This window comes from Sinomicrobium weinanense, from assembly GCF_018863395.1.
Classification (GTDB): domain Bacteria; phylum Bacteroidota; class Bacteroidia; order Flavobacteriales; family Flavobacteriaceae; genus Sinomicrobium; species Sinomicrobium weinanense.
On sequence record NZ_JAHKRR010000003.1, the window covers coordinates 139,933 to 154,161 of the forward strand.

16 protein-coding genes are annotated in these 14,229 nt (G+C 42.4%); 8 read left to right on the top strand and 8 right to left on the bottom strand.

From position 1 onward, the window contains the following. Nucleotides 1-212: 212 nt before the first annotated feature. Nucleotides 213-644 carry a carboxypeptidase-like regulatory domain-containing protein gene (locus KN811_RS10265; protein ID WP_187964236.1) on the top strand — a complete coding sequence of 144 codons (432 nt, stop codon included), beginning with the start codon at nt 213-215 and terminating at the stop codon, nt 642-644. A 76-nt stretch (nt 645-720) separates the two neighbouring features. Continuing rightward, entirely contained in the window at nt 721-1,146 is a 426-nt protein-coding gene (locus KN811_RS10270) for a hypothetical protein (RefSeq protein ID WP_187964235.1), read from the top strand. A 144-nt stretch (nt 1,147-1,290) separates the two neighbouring features. On the opposite strand, the gene KN811_RS10275 is transcribed toward KN811_RS10270, so the two are convergent. Beyond that, complete coding sequence (locus KN811_RS10275; RefSeq protein WP_187964234.1) at nt 1,291-1,506, bottom strand: hypothetical protein; 216 nt, start codon at nt 1,504-1,506, stop codon at nt 1,291-1,293. Beyond that, the gene (locus tag KN811_RS10280; RefSeq protein ID WP_187964233.1) at nt 1,503-3,062 is read right to left on the bottom strand and encodes a hypothetical protein; all 1,560 of its coding nucleotides are present in this window, start codon (nt 3,060-3,062) and stop codon (nt 1,503-1,505) included. Before KN811_RS10280 ends, KN811_RS10275 begins: the two co-directional genes overlap by 4 nt. Nucleotides 3,063-3,230: 168 nt before the next feature. Here KN811_RS10280 and KN811_RS10285 point away from each other — a divergent pair, with 168 nt between their 5' ends. The 6 genes from KN811_RS10285 (at nt 3,231) to KN811_RS10310 (ending at nt 7,923) form a co-directional block, all read left to right on the top strand. Continuing rightward, entirely contained in the window at nt 3,231-4,451 is a 1,221-nt protein-coding gene (locus KN811_RS10285) for a hypothetical protein (protein WP_187964232.1), read from the top strand. A gap of 431 nt (nt 4,452-4,882) precedes the next feature. Then, a complete protein-coding gene (locus KN811_RS10290; protein ID WP_216334834.1) occupies nt 4,883-5,995 on the top strand; it encodes a serine hydrolase domain-containing protein in 1,113 nt (370 codons plus the stop codon). Nucleotides 5,996-6,102: 107 nt separating this feature from the next. Beyond that, on the top strand, nt 6,103-6,915 hold the full coding sequence (locus tag KN811_RS22005; protein WP_216334808.1) for an AraC family transcriptional regulator: 813 nt from the start codon (nt 6,103-6,105) through the stop codon (nt 6,913-6,915). Between the two features lie 141 nt (nt 6,916-7,056). Continuing rightward, nucleotides 7,057-7,437, top strand: a complete 381-nt coding sequence (locus KN811_RS10300; protein ID WP_187964230.1) for a VOC family protein — start codon at nt 7,057-7,059, stop codon at nt 7,435-7,437. Nucleotides 7,438-7,574: 137 nt separating this feature from the next. After that, nucleotides 7,575-7,703: a MerR family DNA-binding transcriptional regulator gene (locus tag KN811_RS22115; protein ID WP_216334811.1), complete on the top strand. Its 129-nt coding sequence runs from the start codon at nt 7,575-7,577 to the stop codon at nt 7,701-7,703. Beyond that, nucleotides 7,651-7,923, top strand: a complete 273-nt coding sequence (locus KN811_RS10310; RefSeq protein WP_216334813.1) for a hypothetical protein — start codon at nt 7,651-7,653, stop codon at nt 7,921-7,923. Before KN811_RS22115 ends, KN811_RS10310 begins: the two co-directional genes overlap by 53 nt. Before the next feature lie 84 nt (nt 7,924-8,007). Here the strand turns inward: KN811_RS10310 and KN811_RS10315 are convergent, their stop codons facing one another. The 6 genes from KN811_RS10315 to KN811_RS10340 form a co-directional block, all read right to left on the bottom strand. Next, a complete protein-coding gene (locus KN811_RS10315; RefSeq protein WP_187964229.1) occupies nt 8,008-8,610 on the bottom strand; it encodes a DUF8188 family protein in 603 nt (200 codons plus the stop codon). Further along, nucleotides 8,607-9,728 (bottom strand): PAAR-like protein, encoded by a 1,122-nt coding sequence (locus tag KN811_RS10320; protein WP_187964228.1) that lies wholly within the window; start codon nt 9,726-9,728, stop codon nt 8,607-8,609. The genes KN811_RS10315 and KN811_RS10320 overlap by 4 nt, the downstream gene beginning before the upstream one ends. Then, complete coding sequence (locus tag KN811_RS10325) at nt 9,728-10,660, bottom strand: hypothetical protein (RefSeq protein ID WP_187964227.1); 933 nt, start codon at nt 10,658-10,660, stop codon at nt 9,728-9,730. Before KN811_RS10325 ends, KN811_RS10320 begins: the two co-directional genes overlap by 1 nt. A gap of 30 nt (nt 10,661-10,690) precedes the next feature. Further along, complete coding sequence (locus KN811_RS10330) at nt 10,691-12,469, bottom strand: type VI secretion system Vgr family protein (RefSeq protein WP_187964226.1); 1,779 nt, start codon at nt 12,467-12,469, stop codon at nt 10,691-10,693. A gap of 11 nt (nt 12,470-12,480) precedes the next feature. After that, nucleotides 12,481-13,227, bottom strand: a complete 747-nt coding sequence (locus tag KN811_RS10335) for a hypothetical protein (RefSeq protein ID WP_187964225.1) — start codon at nt 13,225-13,227, stop codon at nt 12,481-12,483. A gap of 267 nt (nt 13,228-13,494) precedes the next feature. Continuing rightward, the gene (locus KN811_RS10340; protein ID WP_187964224.1) at nt 13,495-14,223 is read right to left on the bottom strand and encodes a hypothetical protein; all 729 of its coding nucleotides are present in this window, start codon (nt 14,221-14,223) and stop codon (nt 13,495-13,497) included. Nucleotides 14,224-14,229: the final 6 nt, after the last annotated feature.

Genomic DNA, 14,229 nt, shown 5'->3' on the forward strand with positions numbered 1-14,229 from the left:
CATTCAGCTTTTCCCGGCGTACAACTTACAGTACTTAAAAGCGGGCTAAAAATTAACGCATCACTGCTATTTTTGAATAAAGGCCCCTGAAAATCCCTGAAAACAACGACTTCTTTCTCCTACATGAAATTTATATTTGTAGATCGGGAATGGCTTATAAAAGCCTTGTCCATATCGGAAAAACATAAAGCCCCGGGCAAAAAACACTAATATTGAAGACGAACTTCAGACGTATATCATCCATATCCGCATTGCTGAAAACAGCAGGCCGGGCAGGCTTGTGGCAGATACTACCGGGGTTGTTGTTCGGATTAATTTCCTGCGATAGTATGCAAAACCGGCAGGGTTATGTGGTAGATGCCGCAACAGGGCAGCCCGTTCCCGGGGCGGAATACAGGCGGTATAATAAAAAAAGGGACCTGAAGGTTAATGCTGGGCCTTACGGGCTTATCCGCCCGCCGCAAACAGATAGCCTGGGATGGTTTCAATCCTTCCAGATCGTTAACGGTTTCCCTACCGGGCCACGTATGAAAGTGCGTATTGAAAAAAAAGGATACAAACCGGTAGATATAAAATGGAAACCGCGGATGGATCTCCGTGACACCCTGGAGATCCCCCTCGAAAAGATATCGTTAAAACGATAAACGGTATCCTGAAAAGGCCCGCTCAAAATATGGCGGCCCTGAGACCTGGTTTTTATTCAGGAACAAACGTAATCTTATGAAAAACCAAAACGCACTCAACCCCTATTTCTATACTGTTATAGTGGCTTCAGCACTAACCGTCATCCTTTTAACCTCTACTAATGCCGATCTGGATTGGAGCCTTGCCTGGATATTTTCCGGCTTCCTGCTTTATATCCCGTTACTCTTTATTAAGAACCGTATATTGAGAGGTATAGTCATAGCCGCAGAATATCTTTTTCTGTTATTCATTTTCTGGTTGTTTATGATGCTGGCCAGGTATGAACCGGGGGAAGAATTGGCTTCATTAGCACTATTTATCGCACATTCGCTTATACGGCTGTTTCTTTTTCTTAAAGTTGCGGGAAGCCGTTATGCCCTGTTTCTGGCCATAGTCTTTACCCTTTTGATCAGTATTCCGGTATACTGGTATGGAACTACGGATTATCTTAAATTAATGTGAGGATGGTGCTGTAAATAGTTACATACCTTTTTCCGGGGTATAAAATTTAAAAAGATGACACCGGAAAGCGCTAAGAAGATCATCAAAAAACAGCTTGTAAAAAACGGGGCTGAACATATATCAAATACTAGCGGTAGTCCTTTTTTAGCTGTTCCTGGTTGTAACGGCCGGACCGATAAGGTATCGCAATCGACCATCAAAGCTCCTGATGAGTGCGGCCTTATATTGGTCTTCCGTTTTTTCCAACTTTAACCAGTCGAAAGTCCGGGAGTTGAAATACAGGTCCGTTTTTACAAACCGGGCCAGCTTTCTGCCCAACTTCAAATGCAGCTCGAGCTTGTTTTCCTTAATAAAGTTCATTGTTGAATCGTATAGGTATCGTTCAAACGGAAAATACGTTCTTCCAGTTGTTGAAAATAACGTATCGCTTTGCGGTATTTTTCAGTTTCGGCAGGGGGAACCCGGTAAGGCTCGCTGTCGTAACCATTGGCACCCTGTGTGCAAAGTATGACCGCCGTAACGCCGTTCTCCAGGGTTTTCAGATCGTAATGGAAAAATTCAAAAGCCGTTTTTTCGTCATAGCCTTCATCTCCTTCAAAATGTATTTGCCTTAGGATACTGATCCGCGGACAACGCCCCCAGGAATTGTCGGCCTGGCGAAACTGCCAGTTAGCGTTACCGAACCAAAGCTGATCGGCATCTTCGTTATAATAATCACTGTACTTTTCCCTTACCAATGGCAACGCCAGTATATCCTCCGCTTTTTCCAAAGTAACGGTTTCCCGGAATTTCAGGCACCAGTATTCCATTTCACTCCATTCGTTGAGCAGGTCTTCCCACATCGGTTGGGTTAGTGATTTGAATTTTTGGTGTTCGGGCAGTTCCGGATTGTAATCATACCATTGGGGCTTCTGTCCTCTTATTATGGTGCGGCACTGTATCGTAATCTGCAAAGCGGGGGAATTCCCGGCAAATCTCCTCAAAAAGCCCGGTTTTTGCTCCTCGTACGCTATAACAAGGGCTTGGTCTCCTTTTTGAAAATACACCACTTCGCTTCCGGGCCTGTCTTTTGTGACCAGTACCCGTTTAAAGTTATGATTACGCCAGTACTCTACGACCTGGGTACGGTCTTCGGCATCGGAGGGGATATGATCCAGGAAGAGGGGCGACTTGCGAAGACGTTGCAGGTTTCGGTCATTGAACTCCGGGCTTTCAAAGACAAAGGGGATGTCTTTTCCCTCCTTGTTATATTCCCGGGGATTTTTGAGCAGTACCTGTTCTCCGGAGTCGAGCCTCTCCAATATTTCCGTAGGGTTCAGCCAATCCTTAAAGCTGTAGGGGTCATCCACGAGTTCTCCTTCGTCCAACAGGCAATTAGGTTCAAACAGGGCAACGAGCCGATCCCGGTCAAATTCATCTTCCCGATCGTCCCAGAGAAAATGTGTAACATTCACACGATCCCCCTCCTGAAACCGCCGATGATCAAAATCATAGTCCGTGCTTAAAAAAACGTTTATACCTATGGTTCCTTGTACCACAAGGCTGCCGTGGTTATAATCACCCCAATACAAGCCACTTACATTGAGATTTCCTGTTACGTAAATTTCCTGTCCGCCCACAACTATATTTTCGGCAGCCAGATCGCCCAGTACGATGAGGCCCGCAGCACCATCCGTTTCCCGGTTATGGATATTCCGGATTTGCAGATTGCCTTCCACCAGTACTAGTACAGGTACATCCTCATCTTCACGTTCAAAAAAATCGAGGTCCAGGGTTTCCAGTTCCCGGTTACCGACCAGGTGAGCCACCTTATCCTCATTAAATTCACCTGTTGCCTCGTTACATTGGGCAAACCAGCAATCGGCAGGCAGCAGATGCCTGATATCTTTTAGCTTTTTGATGGGAAGATCGGACATAGTTCTTTTAAAAGTTCTTCAAATATAAAAAACGAAGTTAAAGTTAATGAGGTGTGACACATTTTGTTTACCGTTTATTTCATTAAATTTGAAGGATGTTTATTTCACTCCTTTAAATTTTTTCCAACCTGCCCGTTCCAACCAGGTGGGTGGGCTAAAAAATAGTAAATGAACCACCTGTATAAATTAGCAAACCCCCTCTTTATCCTTTCCCTGGCGTTGTTGATCCTCAACGATTGGGTGCTGAAATCCACTCTTGGCAATGCCTTTACGGGAAAACTGTCGGACGTGGCCGGGCTGTTTGCATTTGCCTATTTTTTTAGCGCCTTACACTCAAAATATAAAACACCGATACATTGGATTACGGCCATATTGTTCATTGTCTGGAAAACGCCTATAGTAGAACCGCTGATCGGTTTCCTCAACGGTTCGGGCATCCCTGTATCCCGTACTGTGGATTACAGCGATTATTTTACCCTGCCCGCCATTGTCCTCTCCTGGTATGTGTTTTCGTCAGAAAAACAGTACCACCTCAAAAAATGGGCGGTAAACGGGCTTCTTGTCCTGGCGCCACTGGCATTTGTATCTACTTCCCGGGCCCCGGTGACCAAGCGTACTTATACAATGGACAAGACATATTATTTCAACTATTCACGAAACGAGTTAATTGCCCGGATCAACGAATTGCAGATAAAGGAAATGAACCGTATAAAACCTTTTTTTTCCATCGATTTTAACAGCGAGACCAATGTCTTCCACTCCCGTGGAAAGACGGACACCCTGGCCCTGTTGTTAGACCCTGGGACTACGGGCCCACAGGACACCATTCATTACAGGAGTGCCTTTGCCTATATCCAAATCAGCGGGGACGATGCCCAAAGTACCTTGACCCTGGTTAAAACTCATCTTTACGACCCCAAACCAAAAGGGTTCCGAAAAAAACAATTTATCTATACACCACCCCATAAAAAACATACCCCGGAAGAAACCCTTAAAATCTTTGAAAAACGGGTTGTCAAAAAACTGAAAAAGAAAAATAAGCGAAAGGATAAAGCTAAAAGGCAAATGGACGATATGACCCAAAATAGCCAGTTTCCCGATCTGAATGCCATAAAGCAAGTGCTTCTTCGGGCTTTACAGGCACGAGAAAATGAAGCAGACTATCGCCAGCTTGCTTCGGAATTAATTCCATCAAACATATTTACGGACAGCAGCGGAACGCCACACATCGGGGCCTGGCGGTTGCAACGGGAAAACGGTAACTTGAAATTGCAGTTGCAGATGGTTTCCGGCGAACACAGGATTATCTACACCGCTTACCCTGTACAACAAAAGAACGAATGGATCATAAAGGACATCCGTCGAAGAATAATTCACCGTAAACATTAAAACAGTAAAGGTAGACCGGGTGAATAAAACGTACAGGCAATATCCAGGGCTCCGATTGCTTCTCGGCCTTTTTTGAGTGTAATGCCTCCACCAATACGGATAAGCCTTCCACTGGTATTTTCAATGCTGTATATGGGGGGCCGGGCCCGGCAGTTTCCTCCGCTCTGCAAAGTATATGCTGAAGGCACTCCGAATGCCTCTGACTTCACAGCCGTTTACACGTCAATGAAAGTCCACTACATCTAGTTCCTTTGTGAGTGGCATTCAACTATTATGTTCCGGAGCATTAGCCTCATTTTTTGTAACTTTCAAATTTACCACAGGTCTTTAAACTATGAAACATTGGGGATACTCCGGAGAGGGGCTTGAGCATGCTTTATTGCATTGAAAAGTCTTTAAGGCTGTGAAATTCGAAATAAAGAACAGTGATGATGATAAAACAAATTTTCTACAGAATATTCCATATTGTGCTCTATACAATTCTGCTATATGGTTGTTCTTTTAACGAAAATACAATAGTTAGGAATTATAAAAACACTCATATTTCAAAAGATTCCGTTGATCATTATATAAAAGATAATATGAAAGAACTAAAGGTTCCCGGCTTATCTTTTTCTATAATTAATAACGGAGAAGTTGTCTATCACAACTCTTATGGTTATGCGAATTTAGAAAAGAAATTACCTGTAAATTCAGAAACTATATTTGAAGCGGCCTCATTATCAAAGTCGATATTTGCCTTTTTTGTGATGAAATACGTCGAAGAGGGTAAATTAGATTTAGATAAACCTTTGTATAAATATCTACCCTACTCCGATATTGCATACGATGAAAGATACAAAAAAATAACAGCCAGAATGGTTTTGAGTCATCGGTCAGGATTTCCTAACTGGAGAGAAAATGAAAAGGATAAAAAACTGAAAATAAAATTTGAACCCGGGACACGTTTTGAATATTCAGGAGAAGGTTATCAATATTTAGCTATGGTTTTAAAAAAAATTGAAGGAGGTGATTGGAAATTACTGGAAAAATCATTTCAAAATAAAGTTGCAAAACCTTTGGGAATGAATAGCACTGTGTTCATTCAAAATAAAACTACCAGAAAATTAAAAGCAGAACCTTACGATAAAGATGGCCATTGGATTGATTGGGAAAATAATTATTGGTACAAAAAAGATGATGGAATTTTTGTAGCCCCTTCCTCTTTACATACTAATTCACTTGATTTTTCTAAATGGATGATAGCAATTATGAAAAATGAACATCTTTCCGAAAGTAGTTATAAAGAATTATTAGGTTATGAATCTAAAGCCTTTACTTCAGATTCGGGGACAGCGTATTACTATACCTTAGGGTTTATGACTGGAGATAAAGAATTTAAGAACGTCTATTTTCATAGCGGCAGTAATGATGGTTTTACCTGCTGGTATGTATTTGATAAAGCAAACAAATGGGGATATGTTCTATTTACAAATTCTGAGAAAGGTGTAGAACTCGGAGAGAAAATGTTTGGTTATCTGGGGGGAATGACGGTGTGGAAATAATTACAAATCCATCCATAAATAAAAGATGCCCATGCCAGGCACACACACCGTATAAAAATAATTGCTCAATTTTGGTACATTTGATTTTCCTGTGGAAAATCTAAAACGTGGAAGAAATTAAATTTATAAAAGACTTTTATCGTCCCATTCAACCGACAGTAAAGGTTGGTGCTAAAGAAATTGTTTATCAGGAAACCCGTCCGGTTAAAGCCATTGAAAATTTCGTGTACTGTTTTTGGCAGTTAAAAACCACAAATGCCTTAAAAGAACCTTTTGTTTACAGGGTCGTTTCGGACGGTTGTATTGATATATTTTTTGACCATAACCAACCGACGGAAAACTTCGTGATGGGGTTTTTCAGGAAATATACCGAGTTTGCCATCGGCAATGAGTTTAATTATATGGGCATTCGCTTTCTGCCTTCTGCATTTCCACTTTTGTTTGGAATAAACGCCCAAAGCCTGAGTAATCAATCTCAAGAACTAAGGCAGGTGCTGCCCGATTTTTCACAATGGATTGAGGACAATATCAACTCAAAACTGTCTTTTGAAAAAATTGTAACCCTGCTAAACGGGAAGTTGAGTGTCCACATCCGAAACCAACATTTTAATTTGGATACTCGCTTTCTCAATGCTTTGCGCCTTATTTTTCGGTGTAAGGGATTTTTAGATACCGAAACTGATTTAGCGACAGGATTAAGCCCGAGACAACTACGCAGAATTTTTAATTATTATATTGGCACCACTCCTAAAGCATTTAGCAATGTTGTACGGTTTCAGCATATACTAAACGCAATGCCATCCAGGTTAAGCCTTAAGGAAGACAAATTATATTTTGACCTTGGCTTCTTCGACCAGGCCCATTTCATCAAAAACTTCAAAACATTTTATGGGGTAACTCCGTCCGAGGCATTACGGTAAACTTTGTCCGATTTTTACAATTCAGGCGGTTGTTCTCATCTTAAGTTTGTACAAACAATAAACTTATTGGCAATGAGAACATTATTCATCCCCGCATTTTTGCTAATTGCAACATTGGCAAGTGCACAAATACCCGACAAAATGAAACTAAACGCAGGAATCATCACCGAAAAACTGGAAGAGACCAAAGAATTTTACACCAATGTATTGGGCTTTGGCGTGTCCTTTGAAAATGAATTTTATCTTTTGATGCACACGCCTGATAAATCGGCGGAAATCAGTTTTCTTCAACCCAATCACCCCAGTCAAAAACCTATTTTTCAATCACCATTTAATGGCAAAGGGGTTTATCTTACCATAGAGGTGGAAAATGTGGACGAAGTGTATAGGCAAATTAAAAACAAAGAGATTGCAATAGCGATTGAGATACGCGACGAACCCTGGGGAGACAGGCATTTTGCCATTGTTGACCCCAACGGAATCGGAATAGACATTGTTACTTTCACGGACCCGGAAAAGTAATTTTTTGAAAAAACATCAAAAAAGGTTTGCCCCCTACCTTAGGGCATAACATGGCTTTGCAAAATGAACGGTAAAGAGTATCAGGCAAACTACAAAACTACAAGGTAAAACAACTGTCCGGACTTGCAGGCGTAACGGTGCACACGCTACGCCTGCACGACAAGATCGGGTTGCTGAAACCATCCGTCCGTACCGAGAAAAGGTACAGGTTGTATGGCAAGGAGGAATTACTCAGGCTGCAGCAATTTTTTTTACGGAGAATTTGATTTTCCGTCCAAGGGTGTTGTCAATATTTTGAATGGTCCTGATTTCGATCTGGCCCAAACACCTGAAGGTCAGAAGACAGCGATGAAAGCTCGGAAGAAACGTGTAACCGGGATGCTTACCACCATTGATAAAACGATTCTTAAATTAAAAGGTAAGATTAAAATGGCTCACGAAGAATTATACGCCGGTGTACCAAAAGATAAAGCCGTAGCATGGTAGAAAATTGCAAAGCTACAAGGCCTGTCAGTGCATATCCAATGGCGAATGGTAGTCCCAGATTTTTCACAGATATACAACCACAACTTACTTCTCTTTCTCAAACTGCTCCTTAAACTCCTCTTTTGGCATTACATATTTTAAATGGCAGTAAATGCTGTTCTCATATTGTATTTTTGTAATATCATAGTTTTCATAAACAGTTTCACCGTCCTCCCCAGTATGCCATAAACGTACCGGTTTTTCATCTCCTACTACCCTGAAAACGGGAACAGGGTTTTCTTTAGTGCCCATCTTGGAGTTATTCATATCATCTTTATTGACAGTAATAATAAAACCGTTTTTCTCTATATGATTATAGAAAGCAGAATAAAAGTTATCCCCGATATTTACCATTCGAAATTGAAAGTGCTTATCGTATTCATTTGAATAGAATGTTTTTGTTCTAATATGAATAATTCCGTCACCTTTGGATAAATACGCAGTATATCTTTCATATGCCGAAACAATTTCCTGATCAGGGCTTATATGTACTTTTAAATTTTCCATATTCCCTAAATAATCCTGAATATACTTTTCAGCATCATTGCCTTGAAAAAACACCTTATTCACTAAAAGCAATAAAAGCGGTAAGACGACAAGTCCCGCCAATATATACCCAACGGCATATGGTATACCTAAGTTCTTCATAGATCAGTAGCTATTATTCCAACATTATTATCTGAATCAGACCTATCAGCATTATCTCGAACATCCAGCGATTGTACATGCATTCTATCCTCATAACTATTAGAAAATTCATCGATCCCAAAATTAACCGCTCCAGCGGCTAGCCCCCATCCAAGCCCTTTTAACATGCTTTTCCAAGGGGTTTGAAAAGAACGTGAAGCAATGTCCTGAGCAAGTCTTGCATTGGCAGCGCCCGCTACATCTCCTGCAGCCTCTCTTGCTACGGCCTGCTGACCGTACTCTATCATTTCGCTCTGCACCGACCGGTTAATTTTTGTTACCTCATTAACATTTTCTACAAATCCTCCGGGCAAGCCTATAGTGGTATTTCTCGCTTCATTTTTTGCAGCATCACCAGCCCGGGTCAGAAAAGGATCTCTTTCCTGCTGCTGAGCCCGTTGTTCTTGTTCTTTACTTTCGGCATCGTTATATGAGTAAATGGCCAAAGGGGAAGATACGGCTAAAGCGGCCGGTGAAGCTGAAACAGCCCCTGTGATAAGCCCCATTACAAACTGGCTGCTCAAGTGAGCGGAAACTTCATTTTCATTATTGTTAATGATCTGCTCTGCCGCACTTTTAGCTATAACCGGATCGACAATCAGGCTCACCTTCCCTCCTTTGACGCAACTGATAAAAGAACGGTTTAACACAGCCTGTTCTCCGTCTATATTAACAGTTTCGTGAAGAAGTTGCCACTGCGATTCTAAGGTAGCATCACAATCGTGAGCCGCTTTGTACAATCCGGTAACCCCGGCCCCCAAACTCACCAGGGCGGTTCCTGCCGCTGCTACAATAAAAACAGCTGCAGCTCCACCAGTCAGGACGGTGGCCGCAACAGCGGCTACTACTAGGGCACCTATGGCAATCCCTGCACATAACGTTGATAACCCGCCCCAGAATTTTGAAGCATTCTTGCACTGGAACGAATCGCTGATCTTTTTGTCCAGTTTATTGAGAAGCGGGGCATTCTCACTCTTGTGTACCACATAAGAAGTCCTGTTAATACCAATTTTGTTCGGTCCTTTTTGCATCATGGTACATATCACCTCGGTCCCTTCCGGTATATAAGATTGTGCCATTATGTTTCTATTTTTCTCAGTTTGTAATCTATTAAAACCTGGACATTGTTCTTCACTTCCTCAATCATGGTTACATTGGATTCTTCAATCCAGTGGTCTTCTGTGTTTATCGTACTCGTTTCCCTGACGCTAAAGTTATACTCAGAAAATTTATACTTAACCATAGGCTTAAATTTCGTATCATATTGCTTTTCCAAAAAAGCAATATCCAATTTCGTTTTATCAAGAGTACTTACCTTTCTTACTTTTACTTCTTTAGGGCTTTCCGCCAAAATATCCTGACTAAAGTCCAGACCAACACCATAGCCATCAAACAACTGTGAGTGGTAAGTCCTGATATAATCTCCGAAATTTTCATTACCCACTAAATACTTATCAAAAAATAAATCAAAAAATAACTTGGTATTCAGGTCATTTTTGATATTTTCAGGAGTTGATATCTGCTCATTATTCATCTCCAGAAACTTTTCAAACTCTTTTTTTGAGTTCTCATTTCTCATAAAGGCAAAATCATTCTCAAACTCTTCTTTCTTCTTTTTCCATTTCTCTACGATCTCTGTATGATTGAGTATTTTATCCATTTTACCCGAGTCATCAACAGAAACCAGTATATCGGATTTAATTTTGTCTATTTCACAGACTAATTTTATGGCAAGTTCCAATTGCTGCTGGTATGCCTCAACAATATTATCAACCATCTCAACCTTGATCGTAAATTCGGCATTTTTTGGCGATTTATGAACCATAAATTCTCTTTTAGTATCTGCGTGGCTGTGTATAATACCATTTAATTTCATCACCACAGACTGTTCACACCTATACCTTGCCGTTTGGCCAGAATCCGATTTGCTCTTAGTTTGCTTATCCGCAACAGCTTTTTCCCGGGCCTCCTGTTCTTTTGTATAAAAACTGTAGTCCATTTTTTTTCCCATTGTCCAAATACTTCGTTTCCCTTTCCGGTATTAATTGATATCTACCTGGGAGCCCTTGATTTTTGCTATCCCGTTAAACACAGCCTGTGCACTGTCAGTCCCTTTTATGGTAGCCTGGCTTTTTCCGTCAACTAAAATATCGTCACTTGTTACTTTTATCTGGGTACCGGTAATTTCTATTTTGCTTTCGCCTATAATAAATGTTATTTTGGTATTGGCCTTAATTTCAACATTCCCGTCGCTGTCCATAGACATGCTACTATTGGCCGGACCTCCTTCTTCCCCTCCTACATTAATAAGCTGTTTTGCAGCAGTGGTGATGGTTGTAGTCCCTGCCCCGTCCATTTCCATACTGGCGCTTCCTTTGTCTGTTATGGTAGTACTTCCGGCCTTATCGTCAAACACCATCTTGTTTCCGCTCCGGCTCCGAATGGCCTTTAGGTTATTATCGGGGTCGTGATAGCCGCTTTTGGCCTGGTTGTGATGCACACTTCCGGTGACATAAGGCAGTTCGGCATTGCCGCTCTGGAAGTCCACCATGACATTTTCACCGATCTCGGGGATAAAGTGAAAGCCTTTGCCACTGCCCCCGTGAGGAGAAGCCAGTGGTATCCAGTCTGTGGTCTGCGCATTTTCTTTTTGCCAGGCCATCTGTACCTTTATCCTTCCCAGTCCCTTGGGGTCGTTATTTTCCTTAACCACCGCAGGCTGGCTTTCGCACCTGGGATATTCGCCGGGCCTTGAGAAAGGAGATACTTCCACAGCTACCGGAACAGCCCTGAAATTGTTGTTGTAGTCTCCCGTGTCCGTACAATAGTGAGTTGCGGAGATCACCTTAAATATACCTTGTGAGCTTCCGTCTTCATCCAGTATGCGTACAACCGCCCCGGGGCGTATGGCCGGGTTTTCGCTGCTGCCGTTAACAAAGATCATGTTGGCTACCTTCTTCTGGAAATTGAGCTGGGCAAAATTATCCATGTCCACCTTGCCCGACCCTTCATTGACCAGTTGATTGTGCTGCGCAATGGTTTCCTTGGAGAATACCCTTCCCGAAGATTTTACCAGCTCCGCAGCTATACCATTGACCCCGTTCTCGTATTCTTTGGTCATACTCTGGTGTGATTCGCCTTCGGAAAGGTCATTACTGTGATATTTAAAACGGGTGGGCTGCAGGCTCATCTCAAAATCGTAATGACTAAGATTATAGCCGTAGTGCAACATAATTTCCTCTCCTGTGTTTTCCTGGCCTATAATAAGTTCTGTACCGTTGTAATAAAACCACTCCCCCTGCCGGGAACACATCCGCTGTATAAAGTGGTAGTCGCTTTCGTTATACTGCACCACATAAGGATAAACCGGCAGCTTCAGGGGGTCTTTCTTTATCTTTAACAGTTGTTGATCATAAAGCCTGGTCGTATCATGAACAATATCGACAAGGTCTTTCTTCAGAAAAGAAGAAGACTCCGGCCCGTTGTCCATAAGTATGGTGGGGCTATAGGCTTTAAACTGAAGGCGTTTGCCACTGCTGTCGTTGATATTCTGGGCCTTGACACCGGTTATTATGCCTTTAAAATACCCGCTATGGGTAGAAAACATCCGGTCTATTCCCTGCATACTCACCAGGATGGTCTCTCCTATAAGCTGGTGATAATTTCCCTTGAGCCCGGGGTTTTGTAAGGAGATCTCATCTTCCCGGCATTCCAGGATCAGGAAATGGTGTTCATCGATGTCCTGGGACAGCGAAAGGTTTTTGAATGTGTTGATCTTTAAGGCTCCGATCTTTATGTTTAATTCCGTTTGCAGTGCCATAAGCTATACTTTTAATTGTCTTTTGCAATAAAGGCAGATGTATTTTTATCGTATTGCAGGGTTATAGTTTTCCCGGTGGGGGCATAAAACCCTGTTTCTTCGTTTTTCCCGTATTCCGGGTAGGAAATGGTCTGTGTTTCCGGGTCATATCCGGGTACGGAGCGGACCGCCCGGGGTTTTATAAATACCAGGGCGTCCTTTCCGGCAAAACATTCACGGCAGTCCTTTGCATTGCCGTCGTTGAATATGAGGTTCCGCAAGGTATAGAAATCCTCTCCCCCGCACCTGGTGCCATAGCCAAGCAGGAGAAAGTTATTGTCGGTGATCTCGGATATTCCCGTGTAAGAAAGGTCGGCCGTATGGTCGTTGCCGGGTATGGAAGCGAGTTCTCCTGTTTCCATCCGGCCGTTGTTATCGTACTGGTATATGGCATGATAGATATGGTAGCATCCGTCCGGATAAGGTTGCCATGAAAAAATACGGAGCTTTCCGTTTCGGGAAGCCGCGATCTTCACTTTTCCGGATAAGGCTTTAAAGGGATAGGCTTTTGAATTTTCTTTTTTTAATGTCTTCTTCAATTCGGCTTTAAACCGGGCAAGGACACTGTCGCGCACCCGGGCATCTTTATCACGGTTAGCCTGAAAATGATCGTACATGGCAGCCAGCTCCTTATCCCTTTCGGGCATGGTTTGCTGGGAAGCACAGCTGTGCGAAATATAAAAACTCAATATAACAAGCAGGGGCCTGATCGTTTTCATATGTTTATTTTTTTGAACGGGTGACCGATGACCGGCGACCGATGTGCATATCTGTCATCCGTCTTCTATCCCTTTTTATATGATTCAGTTATAAAACAGTCATTGTTTTGTATACCTGAAGGTTAATTTAACCACATTGGTTTCATATACTCTATTCTTATTGTTTTTCCAGGGCCGCAACCTGTTCTGATAAATATCGGGATGTAACTTTAAATGGCCAAAATAGTTACCTCTATATGTCGAAAGATTATTGTGGCCCTACCGGTTTTATTCCGAAAATATCTTTTTGGTTTTCATATAGCGCCATGTGGCCAGTCTTTCCAGGGCTTTATAACGGATACCATCAGGTCCGCCTATTCGGGCAACATTAGATGGAGGCGCCGAGGTATAGTCCATGTCTCCGTTGTTTTCCAGGTATTTTCTCCCGGTACCTTCGCCCTGAAAATAGACATAGGTCCAGAAAGCGCTCTGATCTTCGGTGGGGATACCGTATTTAAATTCCCTCTTGTGTTCCAGGAAACGGTCTCGTCGGTGCAACAGTATTGCCCCGAACCCGTACAGGGCATTTTTAAGGCCGTCAAATGTGGCGGAATTAACCACGGTTTCCCCTCCCCATTCGTTACGGACAATCTGTTTTGATGTGTATTCATCGCCCTCGTTGTAATCTTCGGGCAGGTACTTTTTTACCCTGGGGAAATCGGAACTAAAGTCGTCCACTCCCAGGCTTTGATAGCCATCGATAGAAACATCCGTTTTTAAAACGTCGTCTTTATAATTGGCTAGGATATCTGCATAAGTAACTCCCAATCCCTCTCCTATGGCTATGGTATAAAGATAGGAAGGGGCAAAATTGAGTTCTTTGGCTACATGCTCAACAGCGTCGACCAGGGGTTTTTCTCTAGGCTCATCGGCATAACCGGCCCATTCATACACCTTGTCCACGCCATATTTTTCACGTAAACCTGCTTTTATTTCCTCTTTTGTTTTCTTCCCCATATTCCT

Excerpts from the sequence above, each read along its gene's own strand:
- KN811_RS10270 (WP_187964235.1), top strand. The coding sequence starts at position 721 with ATGAAAAACCAAAACGCACTCAACCCCTATTTCTATACTGTTATAGTG.
- KN811_RS10275 (WP_187964234.1), bottom strand. The coding sequence starts at position 1,506 with ATGAACTTTATTAAGGAAAACAAGCTCGAGCTGCATTTGAAGTTGGGC.
- KN811_RS10280 (WP_187964233.1), bottom strand. The coding sequence starts at position 3,062 with ATGTCCGATCTTCCCATCAAAAAGCTAAAAGATATCAGGCATCTGCTG.
- KN811_RS10285 (WP_187964232.1), top strand. The coding sequence starts at position 3,231 with ATGAACCACCTGTATAAATTAGCAAACCCCCTCTTTATCCTTTCCCTG.
- KN811_RS10290 (WP_216334834.1), top strand. The coding sequence starts at position 4,883 with ATGATAAAACAAATTTTCTACAGAATATTCCATATTGTGCTCTATACA.
- KN811_RS10300 (WP_187964230.1), top strand. The coding sequence starts at position 7,057 with ATGAAACTAAACGCAGGAATCATCACCGAAAAACTGGAAGAGACCAAA.
- KN811_RS10310 (WP_216334813.1), top strand. The coding sequence starts at position 7,651 with ATGGCAAGGAGGAATTACTCAGGCTGCAGCAATTTTTTTTACGGAGAA.
- KN811_RS10315 (WP_187964229.1), bottom strand. The coding sequence starts at position 8,610 with ATGAAGAACTTAGGTATACCATATGCCGTTGGGTATATATTGGCGGGA.
- KN811_RS10320 (WP_187964228.1), bottom strand. The coding sequence starts at position 9,728 with ATGGCACAATCTTATATACCGGAAGGGACCGAGGTGATATGTACCATG.
- KN811_RS10325 (WP_187964227.1), bottom strand. The coding sequence starts at position 10,660 with ATGGGAAAAAAAATGGACTACAGTTTTTATACAAAAGAACAGGAGGCC.
- KN811_RS10330 (WP_187964226.1), bottom strand. The coding sequence starts at position 12,469 with ATGGCACTGCAAACGGAATTAAACATAAAGATCGGAGCCTTAAAGATC.
- KN811_RS10335 (WP_187964225.1), bottom strand. The coding sequence starts at position 13,227 with ATGAAAACGATCAGGCCCCTGCTTGTTATATTGAGTTTTTATATTTCG.
- KN811_RS10340 (WP_187964224.1), bottom strand. The coding sequence starts at position 14,223 with ATGGGGAAGAAAACAAAAGAGGAAATAAAAGCAGGTTTACGTGAAAAA.